We start from the raw sequence: 16,617 nt of genomic DNA on the forward strand, positions 1-16,617 counted from the left end.
GGAACCCGCGCGTTCACCGTGCGCTCTCCTTGTCCGAACCGATTACCTCAGTGGAACTCTCACCGATCGCGCGCGGAATCAGAACGCCCGCCGGGTCCGGCAACCGCACACCGACAACGGATCCGACTTCGGTGGTGAAGTGGCCCGACACGTCGGCGGCGATGTCGCCGGGAAGTCCGTCGACGGACAGTTCCACGCGGGTCGACGCCCCACGCCAGACCGCGGTGAGCACGGTGGCGCGCAGGGTGTCCCGCTCGCCGGGCTTACCGAGGGTGATCGTGTGCGGGCGGACGCAGAGCAGAGCGTCGTCGCCGGGGGCCCAATCCGTTAGTGCCACAACGGGTTGCGGCGCCTGTGCCCGCAGCGTCCTAGCGCCCGCGGTGACCAGGGCGGCGGTGCCGCTGACGTGGTCGACCGTGCAGGGCACCAGGTTCGCGCCGCCGAGGAAAGCGGCGGTGAAATCGGTGGGTGGGCGCTGCCAGAGGTTTTCGGCGGTGTCGATGTCGACGAGCCGGGAATCGCGCATCACCGCGATCCGGTCCGCCAGCGCCAGCGCCTCGGCTTGATCGTGGGTCACGTAGAGCATCGCGGTGTCGGGCAATGCTTTTCGCAGTGCCTGCAGTTCACCGAGCATCGAATGGCGCAGTTGCGCGTCGAGCGCGGCGAGTGGCTCGTCGAGCAGCAGCACGCTGGGCTTGATGGCCAGCGCGCGGGCGATCGCCACCCGTTGCTGCTGACCGCCGGACAATTCGCGCGGGAGTCGCTGCGCGTAGCCGGCCATGCCGACCATGTCGAGCGCCTCGGCGACGCGTGTGGAGATCTCCGCACGCGGCACCCGATGCGATTTCAAGCCGAACGCCACGTTGCTGTGCACGTTCATATGCGGGAACAGCGCGTAAGACTGCACGACGACACCGATCCCCCGCTTGGCGGGCGAGAGATCGGTGACGTCGCGGCCCGCCAGGCGGACCGCGCCCGAGGTGGGCCGGACGAAACCGGCCAGCGCCTTGAGCGCGGTCGACTTGCCCGACCCACTCGGGCCGAGGAGCGCGACGGTCTCGCCGACGGCGACGCGCAGGGTGAAATCGGCCAGCGCGACGGCGGCCTTGCGGCCCCTGCCATAGCTGACCCCGACCCGGTCGAACACGATCGCGGGTTCGTTGGTTGCCGCCACCGAGATGGCGGATTTCATCTGGAGGTCACCGTCGGACATTGTCAACTCCCTTGGATCACAGCCGCATTCAGCTGCCGGTTGCCTTCTGGTACGCCGCGACATCGGCGTCCAGCTCGGTGAGCACCTTGTTCCAGTCGACCGGAACCACCTCGACACCCTTCAACGCGGCGGCGGGACCACCATCGGCCGGGGCGGGCACATCGGTGCGGGGCGACACGGCGAAAGCCTCGGGACCGAGCTTCGCCTGCGCGGCCGGGGCCATCAGGAAGCTCATCAGCTTGGTGGCATCGTCCTTGTGCGGCGCACCCTTGGCCAGACCCATCATGTACGGGACAGCCACGGTGGACCGCTTGCCGCCTGCGGCCGGGAAGAAGACGTTGAACTTGGAGCCCTTCTCCTTCACAGTGGTCAGGTTCATCTGCACGTCGCCGTTGGCGATGAGCAGCTCACCCTTGTCGACCTTGGCCTGCAGCTTGCCGGTCGAGGACGACGGGCCGACGTTGTTGGCCTGCAGCGCGGCCAGATAGTCGAGGGCGCCCTGCTTGCCGCGCAGCTGCTGCAACAGCACCAGTACCGCGGTGCCGTCACCGGCTTGGCCGGGGGTGGAGTACTGCAGCTTGCCCTTGTACTCCGGCTTCAGCAGGTCTTCCCAGGTGAGCGCCGAGGCGTCGACCGCGGGGTTGGCGATGAAACACAGGAAGTTGTCGGCCAGGGTCACGTAGCTGCCCTCGGCGTCCTTGGCCGCGGCCGGAACAGCGGCGGTGTCGATGCCGCTGGGCTGCAGCAGTCCCGACTGCTTGGCCTTCTGGATGAACGGCGGCAGGGTGACGACGATGTCGGCCTGCGGGTTGGACTGCTCCTTGTCGACCCGGTTCACCACCTCGCCGGAACCCGCCTCCACCAGGTTGACCGCGATGCCGGTCTCCTTGGTGAACGCGTCGAACTGGGACTTGTACCAGCCACCGACACCGTCGGCGGAGTACACAGTGACGGTCTTGCCGTCCGCGGATTCGGTACCGGTGCCACCGCAGGCGCCGGTGAACGCGACGGCGGTGACGCCGACCAGCAGCAGCGCGGCCTTGGACAGGCGGCGCGCGGTGAGTGGAGTACGCACGATTACAGCAACTTTCGTTCAGATGTCGGGGGAATCGCAGGGACGGGTTGATCGGAGGGCGACGCCGCGGCGATTACCGCGACGGCAAGCTTCAGTGGGCGAGCACCAGCGCCGGGAACGCGGCGACGGAGTCGATGACGTAGGTGGCGCCTGCGGCACGCAACTGATCGGCGGTGTGCGCGCCGGTGAGGGTGCCCGCGACGATGCCCGCGCCTGCGGCGAGACCGGTGGCGATATCGCTGGTGGTGTCACCGAGAACGGCGATCCGGTCGACGGCGTCGACACCGAGGCGCAGCGCGGCGGCCAGCACCATGTCGGGGTACGGGCGTCCGCGTCCGGCATCGGACGGCGCGAGGGTGAGGTCGACCAGGTCGGCCCAGCCCAGCGCGGCGAGGAGCTTGTCCTGTGTGCCGCGGCTGAATCCGGTGGTCAGCGCAACCCGGACACCGGCGTCACGCAGCGCGGTGATCGCTTCCACCGCACCGGGTATGGGCGCGATATCGACTTCGTCGACCAGGGCGTCGTAGGCGGCCTCGAACGCACGGTTGGCATGGTGGGCAGCGACCTCGTCGCCGTCGAGCAGCGCACGGAAGACCTCGATCTTGGACTGACCCATGGTGTCGAGCACGTAGCGGCGAGCCTGTTCACGACGCGGGCCCTCGGTCTCGATCCCGGCGGTGGTGGCGGCGCTCTCGAAGGCGCGCAGCACCAGTCCGCCGTCGGCGACGGTAGTACCTGCCATGTCGAGGGCGGCGAGCTGAATCTTGTTGTTCGACATAGGTGTTCCTCACAGTCCGATCTGGTCGGCGGTTTGTTCGCCGATGGCGGGGCCGAGCGTCATACCACGACCACCGGGGCCGGTGACGACCCAGACGTTGGTATCGGCTCGCACCCGGGTGACGACGGCGCCGGGGTCGACGCTCTGGCTGTAGACGCCCGCCCAGCGCCGCACGATCGGCGGCAGCGTGCGGCCGAGCAATTCCTCGGTCACCTCGGTGAGGTGGTCGTAGGGCGCTTCGTCGACGTCGAAGGCGAACGGTTCGGCGTACTCGTGGGTGTCGCCGATGGTCAGGCCGCCGTGCAGGCGCTGCACGCACAGCAGCTGCATCTTGTGCTCGGCGGCGGTGGCGGTCTGGGACTGCTCGGCGGCCAGCGAATCCACTTGCGGGCCCGCGAAACCCGGGTAGTAGCGGAAGCTGTCACCGTCGGCGATCGCGGTGGTGAGGGTTTCGCCCAGCGGGGCGGTCTGCATCATCTGCAGCCGCACGCGGCGAACCGGCAGTTCGCCCGCCAACTCGCGAGTGAGTCCCGAGTGGGCGGCGCCGGGGCAGTGGATGACGAGGTCGGCCTCGTGGCGGCGACCGTGATCGTCGATCACCACCGCGCCGGAACCGGTGTCGAGCACCGAGCGTGCCTCGGTGCCCTCGTAGAAGGTATAGCGACCGGTCGCGGCCATGTGGGCGCGCAGCGCGGGCAGCGCTTGGCGCGACTCCACCGCGGCATCGGTCGAGCAGTGCAGGCCCGCCAGGTATTTACCGCGCACGACCGGGTTGATCGCGCGCACCTGGTCGGGGTCGAGCAGGGCGAACCCGCGGGCATCGGCGGTGTCACCGGCGGCCGCGGCCTCGGCGACGGCGAGTTCGGCGGGAGTGCGCACGAGCGTGATCGAGCCAGCGGGCCGGAAGCCGACGCCGGCGACCCGGCCGCCGATCTCCTCCCACAGCTCGCGCGAACGCAACGTCAGCTCGAGCTCGTTCGCCGACCGGCCCGATACCCAGACCAGGCCGAAGTTGCGGACCGTCGCGCCACGGGCCTCGCGTTCACGTTCGAGGTGGCTGACCTCGTGTCCGCGGGCTGTCGCCGCCCAGGCATGTGCGGTGCCGAGGATCCCTCCACCGATGATGACCAATCGCATGGCACCGATAGTGGCAAATGGTCTAGACCGATAGGTGTGGGCCGTGAGAACGGCAAGTTAATTTTTGGTATAGACCAATCCGGGTAGGCTTGGTGCATGGATTCGCCGCAGACGACCCGAGTTCCGAAGGTGTTCCTGGTTCGCACCGAAATCGATCTGCTCCTGGCCGATCTCACCGAGGGCGACCCGGTGCCCTCCGAACGCGACCTAGCCACCCGCTTCGGCGTCGCCCGCGAGACCGTGCGACAGGCACTGCGAGAGCTGTTGGTGGAGGGCAGGATTCGGCGCCAGGGCCGTGGAACGGTGATCTCCCGGCCCAAGCTCACGCAGCCGCTGTCGCTGCGCTCCTATACCGAGGGCGCGATCAGCCTCGGCCGCACCCCCGGCCGCATCCTGGTCGCATGGGAAGACGTCGCCGCCGACGCGGCGACAGCCACCGACCTCGAGGTGGAGCTGGGCACCGAAGTGATGCACCTGGAGCGGGTACTACTCGCCGACGGTGAACGCGTCGGACTGGAGAGCACCTACCTACCGCTGCACCGCTTCGCCGCCCTGCGCGGCACCTATGACCCCACCACTTCGCTGTACGCCGCGATCCGCGCCACCGGCGTCGAACTCGCCGGTGCGCGCGAACGCATCGAAACCGTACTCGCCGCCCCGCGCGAGGCGGGTCTGCTCGAATGCACCACCGCACTACCCATGTTGCTGCTGCACCGGCGCAGTGTCGACGCCGACGGCGCACCCATCGAACGGGTGCGCTCGCTCTACCGTGGTGACCGCATCGCCTTCGAGGCGAGGTTGTCACCGGAGCCTGCGTAGCCCCTTACTGCTCGGGCAGCCGCCGCCGTCCGCCTGCCACATCGGTGACCAGATCCGTGTAGCCATCCACAAGCTCGGCGAGGTGGTACCAGTGCTTGTGGGTGTTGTCGCTTCGCGCGCCATCGATGTCGATGGCCTGGTTGGCATCCACCCAGCTACGTGCCATCCGGTCGACGACCGCACCGAGACTTTCGGTGTGCAGCGAGGCGCCGTGGCGATGCAACGGGATCTCCTGGACACACCAGTCATTGATGTCGTCGACGAGTTCACTTCGACGGCAATCTATCTCGGCGATCAATGCCGTGTCACGCACCTGCCCCCGCCGTTCGTGCAGTTCGGCGAGCGCGTGCGCTGATCTCAACAATTCGCGATCTTGAAATCGCCGCCCCTGAAATGCACACAACAATTGCGGAGCGGTCGGAAGTATCCCCATCACCGGCGCGCTCATCGCAAGGCCCCGAATTCACCCGACACCCAAGATTTGTCTACCAACATGATTGGCTCTCGATTCGGTTGTCCCGGTCATCTGTTCGGATTGTTCGCAACCAGGCTAACTGGATCATGCTCGTTCAGAAGACGAAACGCAAGATTGCGTTATCACTCCTGCAGTAAAGCCACCCTGACAGAACCGGGGGTCACATCGGCAGTGCGGCACGGGCTTCCGGCGTGCCTCGCGGACTCGCCGAACACTATGACAGTACCTACGTCGCTGTCTTCGCCGAACGCGTGACATCGCGACCGCACAGCGCAATAATGCGATTCATGGCAGGCAAGCGAACGACACTGACCGTCCGGCTTCGCCGACTCGCGGCCATGTTGCGCGAGTTAAGGGAAAGCGCTCAGCTGAGCAAGGAAGACGTCAGCGCGCGAACCGGTATCAACGTCACCACGCTGTACCGGATCGAAATGGCTCAGGCGCGCCCGCAACGCCGCACTCTCGGCGCCATGCTCGACCTGTATCAGGTCGACGACAAAATGCGCGAGGAAGCACTCAGCCTGCTGACCGACGCGTTGAAACCCGGCATGTCGCGCCCTTACGAAGGCGCGGTGTCGGAGGTGTATGCGAATTACATCAACTTCGAGGCGGAAGCATTGTCGGCCAGGCAGTACCAGACTTCGACGGTGCCCGGCCTGCTGCAGACCTTCGAGTACGCGGCCGCGGTCATCGACACCTCCATGCCGCGCCTCGACGCCTCGGTGATGGAGAGCAGGGCGCAGGCGCGCATGGATCGCGCCACCAACCTGACCAAGGACGACCCGCTGGAATTGTGGGTGGTGATGGACGAGGCGGCGATCCGCAGGGTGGTCGGCGGGCCCGCGACCATGGCAGGCCAGCTCGACCGGCTGCTCGACGAGACCAAGCGCAAGAACGTGATCCTGCAGGTCCTTCCGTTCGACGCGGGCGCGCATCCCGGCATGGCAGGCTCGTTCACCCTGCTCGACTTCCGCAATCCGGTCGACCCCGAACTGGTGTACGTGGAGAGCATGTCGGTGCACGACCTGGTCGAGGGACACTCCGAGATCCGCCGGTTCGGCGTGATCTTCGATCAGCTGCGGGCGATGGCGCTGAGCCCTCGCGACTCGGCGAAGCTGATCACCGAAGCGCGCGACGCGATCACCCAGTCCCCGACCGCTCAGTGACGACTGGCCCTGCGGAACCCGATCGCGGCCGGTAGGGCGAAAACCACGATCGCGCCGAGCGACCAGGCCAGGGTTGCCAGCAGTGGGCCGCGCACCGGACCGCCGAGCGAGAGTCCACGCATGGTGTCGATGGCGTGGGTGAGTGGGTTGTGCTCCACGATCGGGCGCGCCCAGCCGGGGTAGGCGGCGAGCGGGACGAACCCGGTACTGAAGAACATCAGCATCGACGAACCCAGCGAGACGACCTCCACCAGCGCGGCTTTCGCGGTGTACACGGCCAGTGCGGTGACCATGGTCGCGAAACCGAGGCCGTACAGCACCGGAATGGTGAACAGCGCGATCGCCGCGAGCGGACCCTGGGTGAAGCGAAATCCGAGTGCGACGCCGACGGCGAAGATCACCACGGTGCACAGCAGGATGCGCACGCTTTCGGCGACGATTCGCGACAGCAGGCCCGAGGCGCGGTGGACCGGCAGGACCCAGAATCGCGACAGCAGTCCGACATCGCGTTCGCGGCCGAGGGTGACGGCTCCGGCCAGGGAGCCCGACATCACCCCGACCAACGAGACCATCGGAACCGAGCCATAGAGGGCGTCGGCACCGGCGAAGGACGAGACCTGCTTGCCCAGCACGGCATTGAGCATCACCAGCAGCAGCGCGGGGAAGAACAGGGCCTGCATCATGGTCAACGGGTCCCTGGCCCAGCGTGTCAGCAGTCGCTTGGTCTGGATCATGCTCTGCGGCAGCAGCATCCGCAGCGACTCGGTGCGACGGGTGACCGTGGGCAGCGCGATGACCGTCATGCCACCCGCCGTGCGGCGTGTCGCCAGGCCAGGCCGCCGCAGACCACCAGGATGCCGATCGCCCACGCCAGGCCGGGGCCGAGCGTCGCGATGTCGACCGCGCCCGCGTTGCCGGTCGAATCACCGGCCAGCGCGCGCAGGCCGTCGACGAACTGGGAGACGGGCTGGTTGCGAACGAAACCCTGGAGCCAGCTGGGAAACTGACTGGCAGGGGCGAATCCGGTGGACACCATGCCGAAGATCAGCTGGGGCAGTACCAGGATCTGGGTGGTGGCCTCGGGGCTGGCGGACATGCTGCCGAGCAGGTCGGCGCCGCAGCACAGGGCGGTCGCGATCAGCAGGGAGAAGGCGATGAACCCCGCGGTGTGCCACCAGCTTCCGTAGAAGCGGAAGCCTATGACGGCGCCGCAGACGAGCGCGGCGCCGACCGCGATCACCGCGCGATGGGCGGCCGCGGTGATCCTGGCGGCGAAGGGGACCCCGCGCGGCATCGGCATGGTGGCGAAACGGATGTCGAGGCCCTCGCGGGCATCGGTGGCGGAACGGAACGCGGCGGCGATGGCGCAGAACGAGACCGCCTGCATGATGATCATCGGCATCAGGAACTGGGCGTAGCTGCTCAGTCCGTGCCCGTAGACGGTCATCACGAGGTTGAGCGGGACGTAGAAGCCGATGGTGAACACCGCGGGAGCGAGCAGGGCGGTGAAGATCTCGCCGGTCCGCCAGGCCGGGCGGATCAACCGTCGCGCGAGCACCCACCACTGGGTGAGCGCCGCCGTCGGCGATCGGTCGGCAACAGGCTCGTCGGTGGTCCGCACGTCCCCATCGTGGTCGATGTGGCCTGTGGTGCCGGGGAACTCGGTCAGCATGTCGTGCGCGCCGAGGTGGGGGTAGTCGCCAGTATCCGGGCGATCTCGGGAAGAAGGTCGGGTGCGGCGAGTTCGTCAGGGGTCGAGTCGAGGACGTAGCCGGTGATCGCGCCCTCCACGTAGGGGCGCCAATGGCGAACCGTGGCACCGGGGTCGAGGCGGTCGGCGCCGTCGGGTCCGCGGCCCGCCACGCATACGGTGAGGTCACCGGGCAGCCACGAGGGTCGGTGGCCGGTCACCATGGCCGTGGCCGCGAGGCTCACGTCGGTGATGTGGTCGAGGTCGGTACCGGTGAGGTCGAGCGTTCCCGCCGTGGCGGCATTGATCGCCGCGGCGGCTGCGTCAGGGGTCGAGGTTCTCGCGCCCGAGGCGGCAGATAGGTCGAAGGCTGGGATGTCGATATCGGCGCCGAACTGTGCCGCGAATCGGTCGGCGGACAGCGGCGCCGGCGCGGGGGCCGCGGGGTCGGTGGCCAGCAGGACTACGCGGACGTGTTCGCCCGCCGCACGGAGTCGGACAGCGACTTCGTGGGCTACGAAACCGCCTGCGGACCAACCGAGAAGCTGGTACGGGCCGTGCGGAGCGAGGCGGCGAATCTCGGCGAGGTAGCGGGTGGCGTAGTCGCGGATGGTGCGCGGTTCGGTGCACGCCTGCAGGCCGTAGATCGGGACGCGGGCGTCGAGGTGGGCGACGAGGTCCACATAGTTCCAGGCCAGGACTGCTTCACCGGCAAGACAGAACAGTGGCGCGCCGTCGACGGAGGCGGTGCGCGGGCGGATCGGCAGTACGAGGGCCGTCGCCGCCGACTCGGCGCGCCCGTCGACGGCGGGTTCCGCCGAACAGGAATCGGGGCGATCGGCCATCGACCGGCAGGGCGTAACAGCCGGATCATCGCGAGGGCTCACAACAAATGATATGTCGTGCGAAAACCCCAGCGGCCCAATACTTTCAGGGGCATTCACACCTGACCGAACGCGCATCCGAACCTCCTTCACCGACCCGACGACAGATGGTGTGCGTTCCACTGTCGCGCAGGATGGCCCCGACCCCAACCAACCCAGGGGCCCGGTCACGCCCACCCAGGTGGCGGTGAAACCACCCAAGGGTGTCGAGCTGCGGAGGCCGCGGGGATCAGTAGGTAGTCACAGGCAGGCTGCGGACACCGGACCACAGGTCCTCGATCAGTCGTTCGTAGCTGTCGGCTAGGTCGTCGAGACGGACCCACTCGTCGTAGAAGACCGATTCGGGGGCACCTGCCAAGGCGACGAAAGTCAGGAAGCAGTGTTTGGCGAGGCGATCGACCAGATAGCCGAGGGTTTCGGGGTGCTCGTCGGCCGCGGCGGGCGGCACGGGAGCGGCCAGGATGACCCAGCGGTCGATCGCCCGCATCAACTGGGCGCGGCGGCGGTCGATGCGCTCGGACTCGCTCAGCGGGGTTCGCTCGCGCAACTGGTGCAGCAGCGCGAGCTCACCCGCGGCGTCGAGGATGGGGTGGTCATCATGTGGCAAACCGCGGAAGGCCGCCAGGAGGACGTCCCGGCCCGGCAGCATCGCCCCTCGTCCCGAATGGCGCATTTCACCGCTCCCCCGCCGAGCCGACGACGTCAACGCGTGAAACATTCATCTGGCACACCTCCGACTCGGGCACGACACCCCGGCGGGGATGCCATAGCGTGCGGGTGGAGCACGGCGAGCCCGCGCGAATCGCGCACACCCGGCAACTATTCCGCCACAACTGTCCCCGACAACGTCGTCGGCGCGAGACGTTTTCCGCCGGACACTCACATTGTCCGGTGCGCCTCCCTTGTCCGTCCGCACTGATCTCGCAGCCACATGGGCGACGCGCCGGGTACCAGCTACTGCAGGCGGAGGCTGCCGAAGAGGCCGTCCTTCTCGTCTCTGGGGCCTGCGGTGAAGTACAGGGCGTTCGCGTCGCCCAGGCTTTCACCGTTGCCGAACTTCAGCGCCCACAGGCCCGCGATCTCCACCGGCTTCGCCTCACCGTCGCGCAGGTAGTCGACGAAGGTGCCGGTGGTGTCGTCGTAGGCGAGGACGCGGCCGAGGCCACCGGAGTTGCCGATCAGCAGCTTGCCCGAGAGTGCCCCGAAGTTCGACGGCGCGATCGCCACGCCCCACGGCGCGTTGAGCCTGCCGCCGTCGTCGATGATGCGCACCAACTTGCCCGTGCTGTCGAACTCGGCGACCTTGCCCTTGTCGGGCTTGCCGTGGGAGTCCTTGTCCTTGTCGGCGTCGAGCGAGGCTTCTTCGGCCTTGTCGAAGACCTTCGGGTCGTCCCCGTCGGGCCGAGTCATGGCGTAGGAGACGAACACTCGACTACCGAGGGTGGTGATGTTGAACGGCGCCGGGTCACCGGGCGCGGCCTTCTTGCCCTTCTCGGGCGAGGAGGCGTCGATCACCTCACCGGTGGCGAACGGGTTGGCGAAACCGGTGGCCGCGACCGGCTGCCAGTTCTTGTCGAAGGTGCGGACCTGCGGGTCGGCGCCGAAATCGGCGGCCAGCAGCTTGTCACCCGAGGGCGAAAGCGCGATACCGAAGAAGGCCATGCCCTGCGTGGAACCGTCGAACACCTGATTCGCGCCGCCGTCACGCCGCACGATCGCGCCGTCGGGGGCCTGCTCGGTCCACGCCGAGATCTTGCCCGAGTCGGTGGCGGAGATGAAGCGCGCGGAACCGCCGAGCGGGATCGGCATACCGTCAACATCGACCCACTGGTCGCGCACCACGAACAGATCCGAGGTGATCGGCGCCGGATTGAACACGACGCCGGTGGCCTTGCCGATGCTCTTGTCGGAGGTGTCGGCATCGGCGCCGGGGATGCCGACGAGCTTGAGCTGGTCCTGGGTCAGCTTCTGCAACTTGGGATCCGAGGAGGACTGCACATCGCCGAGGAACTGGAACGACTTGCCGCCCGCGCCGACCCAGAAATGCCCGCCCGCGCCCTTGGGCCGATCGGCCAGGCCCCAGGCATTGACCATGCCGGGCAGCGTGAACTGGGCGTGATAGGAGTCCTTGTCGGCGGCCAGGTTGGTCTGGCTGTAGCGGTTGCCGTCCACTGCGGCCACGTCGTCGGTCGAGGGCTCGGTGTTCGAGCACGCCGCGGCGAGCAACACTGCCGCACCGAGTACCGCGCCGCGCACCAGCCCGGACCGCACCCCGCGGGCGCCCCTCACATGTCCGTTCACGATCTTTTTCCTTTCGACCTTCCGCCGGACGGCGTTCAGGCGAGGCTGACCTTATCGTGGGTGATCCGGTGGTGTGCCGTGACCGTGGCAGGAAGCGCAGGGCTACGCTGTCGGCCGTGGTCGAACCTTCCCCCAACATCGCCCCGCATCCCGACATCGCCGCCCTGGCACCACTACTCGGTACCTGGCGCGGTCGGGGCAGAGGCGAATACCCGACCATCGAATCCTTCGACTATGTCGAGGAGATCACCTTCGGGCACCAGGGCAAACCGTTCCTCACCTACCAGCAGCGGACCAAGGCCGGCTCCGACGGCAGGCCGCTGCACGCCGAGACCGGCTACCTGCGCAGTCCGGCGCCCGGCCGGGTCGAGCTCATACTCGCCCATCCGACCGGAATCACCGAGATCTGCGAAGGCACGATCACCGAAACGGTTGACGGAATTCGCCTGGAATTGAACTCCACGAATATCGGCCTGAGCGAATCGGCGAAACCGGTTACCGCGGTGGGCCGCTCATTCCATGTCACCGGCGACACCATCGAGTACACGGTGCGGATGGCGGCGGTCGGCGAATCTTTGCAGCATCACTTAGCGGCAACTCTGCAACGCGGCTGAGTCGCGTGCAATTCGGGAAGTCACCCGTACACAACCTCTGAACAGTGCCTTTGCGCAATCGAAACCGATAATTCACCTTTTCATCACGGCTCGGTAGCGGTTGTGTTCGAACACGCCCGCACATAGGGCAACAATTGTGTGTCGCTTGCTGACGTCGCCTGTTGCCGAAGTAACGGCCGTTCTACGGTGGTCTATCAGCTAATCCTCAGACAATCGAACTGCTGCCCCGCGAACACGTCGAAACCCTGAATGTGGGAGACGAATTATGAGGCGTTCTACTCTGATCTTGACCACTGCGGGGATGATCCTCGGCGGCGCGGCCGCCATCGATATCCTCGACAGCGCGGCCATGGGGGCCGCACCCGAGCCCGTTGTCAGCTACAACGTGCTGCACGACACGGCGTTATCGCACGCCGACAGCACGTCGCTCGCAGTAGTGCGGGGCCTGACGACTCAGTAGCCGGCGGGCAGTGCGGCGAACATATCCCGGGTGACGGCGACCGCGTTGTCGGAACTGCCGCCCTTGACCAACAGTGTCGCGAAGGCGATATCCCCGCGATAGCCGATGAACCACGAGTGCGATCCACCGTCGACTTCGGCTTCGCCGGTTTTGCCGTAGACCTCGCCCTGATCCCTGATGCGTTCGGCCGTGCCGCCGGTGACCACCATGCGCATCATCGAACGCAGCCCCTCGACCACCTCCGGCGCGATCGCGGGCCGATCACCGGTGACCTCGGTCGGCCTGCCCGTGATCAGATACGGCACCGGTGCGGCCCCGTGAGCGACAGTCGCGGCCATCACCGCCATCCCGAAGGGGCTCACCACCACTCGCCCCTGCCCGATGCCGTCCTCGGCGCGCTGCACGAGCCCGTCGGCTTTCGGTACCGAACCGGACATGGTCGGCAGTCCTTCGACCCGATAGTCCTGGCCGACGCCGAGGCGTGCCGCCGCCTGCGTGAGCGCGTCGGGTTCGAGTTTGCTGGCCAGCCTGGCGAAAGTCGTGTTGCACGACCGCTCGTAGGCCGTCGCCATCGGCACGTCACCGACGGAGAACATGTTGTAGTTGGGGATGGTGCGTTCGCCGATGATGGTGCTGCTCGGACAGGGCAGCACGGTCTCGGGCGTGGCCAGCCCGGAAGCCATCGCCGCCGAGGCAGTGACCGTCTTGAAGATCGACCCCGGTGGATACTGTCCGCTGGTGGCCACCGGACCGTCACGGTCGGCGGCCTTGTTCTGGGCCACCGCGAGGATCGCCCCCGTCGACGGTCGGAGCACCACCATCATGGTCTGCTCGGTGCGCAGGTCCACGGCGTGCTGGGCGGAGTTCTGCACGAACCGGTCGATGCTCAGCGCGAACGACGGTGCGGGTTCGGCCGCTTCCTCGTGCAGCACATCGAGATCGGCGCCGTCGGCATTGCGGGTGACCACGCTCCAGCCCGCCTTCCCGTCGACCTCGGCGATCACCGTCTTGCGGACCTGGGTGAGCAGGTCGGGCGCGAATTTGCGGTCGGTGGGCACCATGTCCCACTCCTGGGTCAGGGTGACGCCGGGCAGGCCGATCAGTTCGCCGCCGATGGTCTCGGCCTCGTATTCGTTGAGCAGCACCACAGTGTGCGCACCGTCGGTCTTGCGCGCCGAGGTGAGGATGGTCTGCGGGGTGTAGGCGACCGGGTCGATGCGGCTCAGCGCCGCGGCGAGCGCACCGGCGACACGGCTGGGGTCGGGGGCGTCGGCCACGGTGAACTTCACGCGGGAGACCTTGCCGGGAACCAGCACGTCGCTGCCTGCCGCCTCGTTGACCCTGGCACGCGGCGCGGGGCGGGTGCGCAATTCCATGCTCTGGGTGTCACCGAGTTTGGGGTGGATGTCGGCGGAACTCCAGCGGACCAGCCAACGTCCGTCGCTGCGGCCCATCTGTAGTTCGCCGGAATAGGTCCACTGGCGACCTTTGGGCAGAGTCCACTCGTAGGTGTAGTCGACCGTCGCGGTGTCACCGTTGACGCGCGCGTCGCCGGTGCGGATCGACAACTTCTCCGCCTGCAACGCCTGCCATGTCGAAGTCAGTGCCGCCGTGGCCTTCTCGGGCGCGGTGGTGAACGCCGCCGCCGCGGCGAGATCGTGTTCGGCGAACGCCGCGGCGAAGGCGTCGGCAGCGGGCACCGGCCCCTGGGCGCCGGAAGAACAGGCGGTCGCCGCAACGGCGAGGGCGGCCACCGCGCACGTGGTGAGCATCCGTGTCCTCATCGGCACCGATGGTAGCGGCGAAGAGCCCGCTGACCTCGACGCCACGCGCCGAAGTTTCAGTCCACCAATACAGTTGCGAAGGTAGCGATCTGGCGGAAGCCCACTCGGCTGTAGGCGCGGCGGGCGATCCGGTTGTAGTCGTTGACGTAGAGGCTGGCCGTACGGCCTGTCGCCACAACGGCATTGGCGACAGAAGCGGTGCCCGCGGTGCCCACCCCCGCGCCCCGGTAGTCGGGATGTACCCACACGCCCTGGATCTGGCCGGTGCGTCGCGACAGTGCGCCGATCTCGGCCTTGTAGACGACCTCGCCGTCTTCGAAACGTGCCCAGGCCCTGCCGGATTCGATGAGACTCTTGATCCGACGCCGGTAGCCGCGACCGCCGTCACCGGCGCGCGGGTCGATGCCGACCTCCTCGATGAACATCGCGATCGCGGCGGTCAGGTAGCGGTCGATCTCGTCGGGTCGCACGCGGCGCACTCCCCCGTCGGCGCGCGCGGCGGCGGGCCTGGCCATCGCCAACAGGGGTTGATCGGCACGCAACTCCCTCGCCGGCCCCCAGGACGGGAGCAGCATTTCCCACAGCGGCAGGGCGAGCTCCTGCCTGCCGACCACGGAGGAACACACTCGTGGCCAGCGGCCTGCCCGATCGGCGAACGCACGTAGGGCCTGCTGGTCACCGCGCAGCGGAACCAGATTGGCGCCGGAGAAACACAGGGAGTCGGCCGGTCCGCCGCGGCTCCACAGCTCACCGGCGCCGGTTCGAGAGTCGAGACCGAATTCCTGCACGCGGGCGGCGATCATGCACGAGGCCACCGGATCGGTATCGAGGACACGCAGCACTTCAGCCAGGTCTCGCACGGCCACCGGACGCGCGGGAGCGGTTTTGGACCGTCGCGTCGGCTCCAGCAGACTCCGCACGGCACCAGCCTGCCACGAAAGCACGCCGAGCGGTACGGGTCCGCCGAATCCGTCGTAGGACTGTGAGAGGAGCGGGATTCAGCTGACGGAGACAACGGGCTCGGCGCCCGGCTGCTCGCCCATCTCCTCGGCGATGCGCATCGCCTCTTCGATCAGGGTCTCCACGATCAGATGCTCGGGCACGGTCTTGATGACCTCGCCCTTGACGAAGATCTGACCCTTGCCGTTACCGGAGGCCACGCCGAGGTCGGCCTCGCGCGCCTCGCCCGGTCCGTTCACGACACAGCCCATCACCGCGACGCGCAACGGCACTTCCAGGCCGTCCAGACCGGCGGCGACCGCGTCGGCCAGGGTGTACACGTCCACCTGTGCGCGACCGCACGACGGGCAGGACACGATCTCGAGCTTGCGCGGGCGCAGGTTCAGCGACTGAAGGATCTGGCTGCCGACCTTGATCTCCTCGGCGGGCGGCGCCGAGAGCGAGACGCGGATCGTGTCGCCGATGCCCTCGCTGAGCAGCGCGCCGAAGGCCACCGCCGACTTGATCGTGCCTTGGAACGCCGGCCCCGCCTCCGTGACGCCGAGGTGCAGCGGGTAATCGCTCTGCGCGGCGAGCTGGCGGTAGGCCTCCACCATGATCACCGGGTCGTTGTGCTTGACCGAGATCTTGATGTCGCCGAAGCCGTGTTCCTCGAACAGGCTCGCCTCCCACAGCGCCGACTCCACCAGCGCCTCGGGCGTCGCCTTGCCGTACTTCTCCAGCATCCGCTTGTCCAGTGAACCCGCGTTGACGCCGATGCGGATCGGGATGCCCGCGGCGCCCGCGGCTTTGGCGACCTCGCCGACGCGGCCGTCGAATTCCTTGATGTTGCCCGGGTTGACACGGACGGCGGCGCAGCCCGCGTCGATCGCGGCGAAGATGTAGCGCGGCTGGAAGTGGATGTCGGCGATCACCGGGATCTGCGACTTTCTCGCGATCGTGGCGAGCGCGTCGGCGTCTTCCTGACGCGGACAGGCCACCCGCACGATGTCGCAGCCCGAGGCGGTGAGCTCGGCGATCTGCTGCAGGGTGGCGTTGATGTCGTGGGTCTTGGTGGTGGTCATCGACTGCACCGAGATCGGCGAATCGCTACCGACGCCGACATTGCCGACCATCAGCTGGCGGGTCTTGCGCCGGGGTGCGAGAACAGCAGCGGGGGCGGCGGGCATCCCCAATCCGATTGTGCTGGTCACGTTCGGCTGCCTTCTTTCGTACGGATCGACCTGGGTTGTTGTTGCCGAGCTTAGTCGCGCAGGGTAAC

The 16,617-nt window shown here is 67.7% G+C and carries 17 protein-coding genes; 4 read left to right on the forward strand and 13 right to left on the reverse strand.

The features are described from left to right. Positions 1-13: 13 nt before the first annotated feature. From OHS03_RS19355 to OHS03_RS19370, 4 genes are all read right to left on the reverse strand, one after another. Entirely contained in the window at positions 14-1,213 is a 1,200-nt protein-coding gene (locus tag OHS03_RS19355; protein WP_328656010.1) for an ABC transporter ATP-binding protein, read from the reverse strand. A 28-nt stretch (positions 1,214-1,241) separates the two neighbouring features. Beyond that, entirely contained in the window at positions 1,242-2,288 is a 1,047-nt protein-coding gene (locus tag OHS03_RS19360) for a 2-aminoethylphosphonate ABC transporter substrate-binding protein (protein WP_405147718.1), read from the reverse strand. A gap of 91 nt (positions 2,289-2,379) precedes the next feature. After that, positions 2,380-3,066: a phosphonatase-like hydrolase gene (locus OHS03_RS19365; protein WP_328656012.1), complete on the reverse strand. Its 687-nt coding sequence runs from the start codon at positions 3,064-3,066 to the stop codon at positions 2,380-2,382. Positions 3,067-3,075: 9 nt separating this feature from the next. Further along, positions 3,076-4,203 carry a TIGR03364 family FAD-dependent oxidoreductase gene (locus OHS03_RS19370; RefSeq protein ID WP_328656014.1) on the reverse strand — a complete coding sequence of 376 codons (1,128 nt, stop codon included), beginning with the start codon at positions 4,201-4,203 and terminating at the stop codon, positions 3,076-3,078. A 96-nt stretch (positions 4,204-4,299) separates the two neighbouring features. On the opposite strand from OHS03_RS19370, the gene OHS03_RS19375 reads away from it, so the two are divergent. After that, positions 4,300-5,022: a GntR family transcriptional regulator gene (locus OHS03_RS19375; protein WP_056811724.1), complete on the forward strand. Its 723-nt coding sequence runs from the start codon at positions 4,300-4,302 to the stop codon at positions 5,020-5,022. Between the two features lie 4 nt (positions 5,023-5,026). Here OHS03_RS19375 and OHS03_RS19380 read toward each other — a convergent pair whose 3' ends face one another. Next, positions 5,027-5,386, reverse strand: a complete 360-nt coding sequence (locus OHS03_RS19380) for a DUF4254 domain-containing protein (RefSeq protein WP_056811727.1) — start codon at positions 5,384-5,386, stop codon at positions 5,027-5,029. Positions 5,387-5,784: 398 nt separating this feature from the next. On the opposite strand from OHS03_RS19380, the gene OHS03_RS19385 reads away from it, so the two are divergent. Then, entirely contained in the window at positions 5,785-6,663 is an 879-nt protein-coding gene (locus OHS03_RS19385; protein ID WP_063004345.1) for a helix-turn-helix domain-containing protein, read from the forward strand. On the opposite strand, the gene OHS03_RS19390 is transcribed toward OHS03_RS19385, so the two are convergent. The 5 genes from OHS03_RS19390 to OHS03_RS19410 all read right to left on the reverse strand — a co-directional run bounded on the left by OHS03_RS19390 (position 6,657) and on the right by OHS03_RS19410 (position 11,538). Then, a complete protein-coding gene (locus OHS03_RS19390) occupies positions 6,657-7,466 on the reverse strand; it encodes an ABC transporter permease (protein WP_328656016.1) in 810 nt (269 codons plus the stop codon). The genes OHS03_RS19385 and OHS03_RS19390 overlap by 7 nt on opposite strands. After that, positions 7,463-8,335: an ABC transporter permease gene (locus OHS03_RS19395; protein WP_328656018.1), complete on the reverse strand. Its 873-nt coding sequence runs from the start codon at positions 8,333-8,335 to the stop codon at positions 7,463-7,465. The genes OHS03_RS19390 and OHS03_RS19395 overlap by 4 nt, the downstream gene beginning before the upstream one ends. Beyond that, the gene (locus tag OHS03_RS19400) at positions 8,329-9,198 is read right to left on the reverse strand and encodes a thioesterase domain-containing protein (RefSeq protein ID WP_328656020.1); all 870 of its coding nucleotides are present in this window, start codon (positions 9,196-9,198) and stop codon (positions 8,329-8,331) included. Before OHS03_RS19400 ends, OHS03_RS19395 begins: the two co-directional genes overlap by 7 nt. 268 nt (positions 9,199-9,466) lie before the next feature. Then, on the reverse strand, positions 9,467-9,910 hold the full coding sequence (locus OHS03_RS19405) for a hypothetical protein (protein ID WP_056811738.1): 444 nt from the start codon (positions 9,908-9,910) through the stop codon (positions 9,467-9,469). A gap of 281 nt (positions 9,911-10,191) precedes the next feature. Then, positions 10,192-11,538 carry a TIGR03118 family protein gene (locus tag OHS03_RS19410; protein WP_328656022.1) on the reverse strand — a complete coding sequence of 449 codons (1,347 nt, stop codon included), beginning with the start codon at positions 11,536-11,538 and terminating at the stop codon, positions 10,192-10,194. A gap of 116 nt (positions 11,539-11,654) precedes the next feature. Here OHS03_RS19410 and OHS03_RS19415 point away from each other — a divergent pair, with 116 nt between their 5' ends. Together OHS03_RS19415 and OHS03_RS19420 are read left to right on the forward strand one after the other, a co-directional pair. Further along, positions 11,655-12,152, forward strand: a complete 498-nt coding sequence (locus tag OHS03_RS19415) for a peroxynitrite isomerase (protein ID WP_328656023.1) — start codon at positions 11,655-11,657, stop codon at positions 12,150-12,152. A 265-nt stretch (positions 12,153-12,417) separates the two neighbouring features. Continuing rightward, positions 12,418-12,612 carry a hypothetical protein gene (locus OHS03_RS19420; protein WP_328656025.1) on the forward strand — a complete coding sequence of 65 codons (195 nt, stop codon included), beginning with the start codon at positions 12,418-12,420 and terminating at the stop codon, positions 12,610-12,612. Here the strand turns inward: OHS03_RS19420 and OHS03_RS19425 are convergent. The 3 genes from OHS03_RS19425 to ispG form a co-directional block, all read right to left on the reverse strand. After that, positions 12,606-14,396, reverse strand: coding sequence for a penicillin-binding transpeptidase domain-containing protein (locus tag OHS03_RS19425; protein WP_328656027.1), 1,791 nt, complete (start codon positions 14,394-14,396; stop codon positions 12,606-12,608). The genes OHS03_RS19420 and OHS03_RS19425 overlap by 7 nt on opposite strands. 56 nt (positions 14,397-14,452) lie before the next feature. Then, positions 14,453-15,307, reverse strand: coding sequence for a GNAT family N-acetyltransferase (locus tag OHS03_RS19430; RefSeq protein ID WP_371852087.1), 855 nt, complete (start codon positions 15,305-15,307; stop codon positions 14,453-14,455). Between the two features lie 87 nt (positions 15,308-15,394). After that, positions 15,395-16,549, reverse strand: coding sequence for a flavodoxin-dependent (E)-4-hydroxy-3-methylbut-2-enyl-diphosphate synthase (gene ispG, locus OHS03_RS19435; RefSeq protein ID WP_056811752.1), 1,155 nt, complete (start codon positions 16,547-16,549; stop codon positions 15,395-15,397). Positions 16,550-16,617 lie beyond the last annotated feature (68 nt).

The organism is Nocardia salmonicida, assembly GCF_036142455.1.
Lineage (GTDB): Bacteria > Actinomycetota > Actinomycetes > Mycobacteriales > Mycobacteriaceae > Nocardia > Nocardia salmonicida.

Bases quoted from the DNA above. Each gene is read 5' to 3' on its own strand.
- OHS03_RS19400 (WP_328656020.1), bottom strand. From the start codon at position 9,198: ATGGCCGATCGCCCCGATTCCTGTTCGGCGGAACCCGCCGTCGACGGG.
- OHS03_RS19375 (WP_056811724.1), top strand. From the start codon at position 4,300: ATGGATTCGCCGCAGACGACCCGAGTTCCGAAGGTGTTCCTGGTTCGC.
- OHS03_RS19405 (WP_056811738.1), bottom strand. From the start codon at position 9,910: ATGCGCCATTCGGGACGAGGGGCGATGCTGCCGGGCCGGGACGTCCTC.
- OHS03_RS19420 (WP_328656025.1), top strand. From the start codon at position 12,418: ATGAGGCGTTCTACTCTGATCTTGACCACTGCGGGGATGATCCTCGGC.
- OHS03_RS19370 (WP_328656014.1), bottom strand. From the start codon at position 4,203: ATGCGATTGGTCATCATCGGTGGAGGGATCCTCGGCACCGCACATGCC.
- OHS03_RS19390 (WP_328656016.1), bottom strand. From the start codon at position 7,466: ATGACGGTCATCGCGCTGCCCACGGTCACCCGTCGCACCGAGTCGCTG.
- OHS03_RS19425 (WP_328656027.1), bottom strand. From the start codon at position 14,396: ATGAGGACACGGATGCTCACCACGTGCGCGGTGGCCGCCCTCGCCGTT.
- OHS03_RS19395 (WP_328656018.1), bottom strand. From the start codon at position 8,335: ATGCTGACCGAGTTCCCCGGCACCACAGGCCACATCGACCACGATGGG.
- OHS03_RS19385 (WP_063004345.1), top strand. From the start codon at position 5,785: ATGGCAGGCAAGCGAACGACACTGACCGTCCGGCTTCGCCGACTCGCG.
- OHS03_RS19365 (WP_328656012.1), bottom strand. From the start codon at position 3,066: ATGTCGAACAACAAGATTCAGCTCGCCGCCCTCGACATGGCAGGTACT.
- OHS03_RS19355 (WP_328656010.1), bottom strand. From the start codon at position 1,213: ATGTCCGACGGTGACCTCCAGATGAAATCCGCCATCTCGGTGGCGGCA.